Annotated in this window: 5 protein-coding genes; 4 read left to right on the top strand and 1 reads right to left on the bottom strand. The window is 57.2% G+C overall.

Going from position 1 to position 3,214, the window contains the following annotated elements; translation table 11 throughout:
- From PFRI_RS21505 to PFRI_RS06620, 4 genes are all read left to right on the top strand, one after another.
- Positions 1-294, top strand: a 294-nt coding sequence (locus tag PFRI_RS21505; RefSeq protein ID WP_217653409.1) for a hypothetical protein, incomplete at its 5' end; no start/stop codon positions are given.
- A 195-nt stretch (positions 295-489) separates the two neighbouring features.
- Positions 490-1,851, top strand: coding sequence for a phage major capsid protein (locus tag PFRI_RS06630; RefSeq protein WP_072629921.1), 1,362 nt, complete (start codon positions 490-492; stop codon positions 1,849-1,851).
- A 110-nt stretch (positions 1,852-1,961) separates the two neighbouring features.
- Positions 1,962-2,303: a P27 family phage terminase small subunit gene (locus PFRI_RS06625; protein ID WP_072629920.1), complete on the top strand. Its 342-nt coding sequence runs from the start codon at positions 1,962-1,964 to the stop codon at positions 2,301-2,303.
- Positions 2,293-2,493, top strand: coding sequence for a hypothetical protein (locus tag PFRI_RS06620; protein ID WP_072629919.1), 201 nt, complete (start codon positions 2,293-2,295; stop codon positions 2,491-2,493). Before PFRI_RS06625 ends, PFRI_RS06620 begins: the two co-directional genes overlap by 11 nt.
- 202 nt (positions 2,494-2,695) lie before the next feature.
- Here PFRI_RS06620 and PFRI_RS21310 read toward each other — a convergent pair.
- The coding region (locus PFRI_RS21310; RefSeq protein WP_175549234.1) for a HEPN family nuclease at positions 2,696-3,214 on the bottom strand (519 nt) is incomplete at its 5' end.

Genomic DNA, 3,214 nt, shown 5'->3' with positions numbered 1-3,214 from the left:
GTCAGCGATCGCCCTCGCTGCAACCGTCATATTCTGGTTATGAGTCCTGAACCTAATGAATTCTTTGCGACCCTTGCCGACGAAGAACGGGCCGCAGCATCGGCACACCTCGCAAGCCGGATTGCCGGCATGTCAGACCAAGACGATGGCCCGATCCGGGCCAGGATCTTCGCGGCATCCACCCTCATCGCCGGGGCAGAACTGTTTGCCAACCTCGACAGCCCACAAGCCGCCGCCACTCAATTGCGCCGCCTTGCCGATCGGCTCGATGCCGGGCAAGCGGTAAAACATTGACGGAGGGGCTGGCGTGATGTTATATTATATCACAAGGTCAGACCGCGATGCGGTGGCCCGACATATGTCACGCGGATGCGATGCAGCGCCTGACACCCGACCTTGCCGCGATGCGGCGCAGCGACGGATCGAACCCTGACATTCACCGGGGCGCGTGACCGTTTTGCTCGCCCCACATCGGAAAGGATCATTCACATGACCACCGCCCAAAATGCCGTGCGAAAGCACGCACAATCCTTCACTGCGACTTTGCGAAAAGCAGGCGCGAATCTCGATAACTTTGAGCCGTTCACCCTTTCGTGGCAGGATCTTTGCCGCGTTGAACGCGACGCCAAGGCTACCGCAAAGGCGATCATCGCCACCGTGACTGACGACACACCAGAACAACGTGCTGGTGAGATTGAATCCGCGTTCGATGCACTGACCGAGCTTGCTGACGATTGCGCCGCAGATAAAGACTCCCGCAACGAACGCGGCGACCGTGGCCCTTGGGCTGGCGTTGACCTCGACCGACGGCCCACATTCGAGAACAAATCATCGCCCGCCATCGACGGAGGCGACGATACACGCGCTGCACCTGCTTATGCGCTGGAAGCCCGCCAAAGTCTGCATGTATGGGCACAGGCTCGTTCACATGATCATGGCAACGTGTCCGCTGGTGCTTTCCTGCGCGCGTTGACAACCGGCCCTAAGACCGACGCAGAGCGCCGCGCATTGGGTTCAGGCACAGACGCCGCCGGTGGTTTCACGGTTCCGACGCTGACAAGCGCCGAACTGATCGACCTCGCCCGTTCCGAAATGGTGCTGGCGCAGGCTGGTGCGCGTATCGTGCCGCTGACAAGCGACCAGAATGTGATTGCAAAAGTGCTGACCGATCCGGTTCCCGCTTGGCGCGCCGAAAATGCGGCAGTGAACGAAAGCGACCCGACATTCGGTGCGGTGACATTGGCCCCGAAATCCATCGCGGTTCTGGTGAAAGCAAGCGTCGAACTGATGCAGGACAGCTTGAACCTTGAAGCGGAACTCCCCCGGATCTTGGCGCGTGCGCTGGCGCATGAAATCGATCGTGTTGGCCTCGTCGGTTCCGGTTCTGGCGCAGAGCCTAAAGGAATTGTGAACTATGCCGGACTGACAGCGAACGGATACGCCGGTGGCGGACTGGCAAGCTATGCGCCGCTGCTGAACGCCCGTGGTGCGCTGCATGGCGCCAATGAGCGCCTTGGCGCTTTCATCATGGCAAGCCGCGACGAAAACGCCTTGGCAGGTTTGGTGGCGTCCGATGGGCAACCGCTGCAAATGCCGCGCGCCTTGGAAGGCGTCGCAATGCTGCACACGACAGCTTTGCCCGTGGATGGCGGATCCGGTTCCGACGAAAGCCAAATCATCGCTGGTGACTTTAGCCAACTGCTGATGGGTATTCGTTCGGAAATTCGCGTCGAGATCCTGCGCGAACGGTTCATGGATAACCTGCAGTTTGGTCTGATTGCCCATGCCCGCGTGGACTTCGCAGCGGCCCGGGAAAGCGCCTTCACGGTGCTGGATGGCGTGACAGGCTAAGCACCTAATGGGGGGCGTTCTGATCGGTAGAACGCCCCTTTCGGTACCGGCGTGCATAGCGTTGCCTTATTGCGCCCTGACCCCGTTGAACGCGAAATTGGAGACACAACATGCCCGACGCCCCAACACATCTTTCGGATGATGCCGCCGCGTGGTGGAGCCGCGTCCATCAAGAATACGCCCTCGAACCTCACCACATCCGTCTTTTGACCCTCGCCTGCGAGGCTTGGGATCGTGGCCAAGGTGCCCGCGAAATCCTCGACGCCGAAGGCCTGACCTACCTCGACCGGTTTGGCGCACCCAAGACGCGCCCTGAGGTGGCCGTAGAGCGCGATTCACGCACAGCCTTTGCTAGACTGCTTCGCGAACTCGACCTTGATCTAGATGGCCCCACAGAGGCCCCTAGAGCACCTGCTATTCTTTCCAACCGGGGTAAAGCCGATGCCAGCTAAGAGACGCCGCGCCAAGTCGCGCAGAGCCGTTTCGGTCCGCGCCTGTGAGATATTCCAAGCCAACCCCCGCGCGATCGATGGCAATTTAATTCTTGATGCTGACTTGGCCGCTGAATTGGGACGTGAAATCCTGATTGCCTATCCGGATGCTGCAGACCTGATTGAACAACTTTCCGAGCGTCGCGACTAGCGGCCGGGTGGCCCAGCGGGCGGTGGCACAAAACACCCGCAGCGCGGCATTGGTTCCAAGTCTTTATATCGCCGAGGGCCGCGCACCACACACAAGGGGATTGCATGACAGAGCCGTTTTCAACCGCTATGGGCCGCCGTCCTGATGGCAGGGCTCAAAGATGTCCGGCAATCAGTCGAGGGTGAAAGCTGGATGTGGACGCCTAATTTTGATAGATCATGTTGGATACCAGAAAGCACCATTTTTCTGAAATTTCACCGAGGACTTCACCGCTCAAACTGATGGATTTGTTATTTTCTTTTGAACGAAAGCAAAATTCTATTTTTTCACCTTGGCCGAGGTCTACCGAAGCGTGAGCAAGGCTGTTGCGAAGGTGCCTAAAACAATCACCAATTTTTGGTTCCGGATCGAAGCCCTCGAAAGAAGCTGAAGAGAAGTCTTCCATAGTGAAGTGAGATCGGATTGCTCCTCTTTCAGTATCAGTGAGAGCTTCAGATAACCAAACCAAATTCACATAAGCCATTTGCAAAAACACAGCCTGATTAATTGGAGCAGGTAAAACACTATGCCCCGATTTCTTCATGGAGTCACAGTAAATTTCTGAAGCACGTGAATCTGGATTTTTATCAAGCTCATCCGAAAGTTCAGATAAATATCTTGTTTGGCTAGGTTCAGGACTCATAACCAGAATATGACGGTTGCAGCGAGGGCGATCGCTGAC

This window comes from Planktotalea frisia (genome assembly GCF_001890925.1).
GTDB classification, from domain to species: domain Bacteria; phylum Pseudomonadota; class Alphaproteobacteria; order Rhodobacterales; family Rhodobacteraceae; genus Planktotalea; species Planktotalea frisia.
Note: the sequence above shows the minus strand (reverse complement) of the source record. Positions and strands in the feature narration are given on the sequence as shown.

Bases quoted from the DNA above. Each gene is read 5' to 3' on its own strand.
- PFRI_RS06620 (WP_072629919.1), top strand. From the start codon at position 2,293: ATGCCAGCTAAGAGACGCCGCGCCAAGTCGCGCAGAGCCGTTTCGGTC.
- PFRI_RS06625 (WP_072629920.1), top strand. From the start codon at position 1,962: ATGCCCGACGCCCCAACACATCTTTCGGATGATGCCGCCGCGTGGTGG.
- PFRI_RS06630 (WP_072629921.1), top strand. From the start codon at position 490: ATGACCACCGCCCAAAATGCCGTGCGAAAGCACGCACAATCCTTCACT.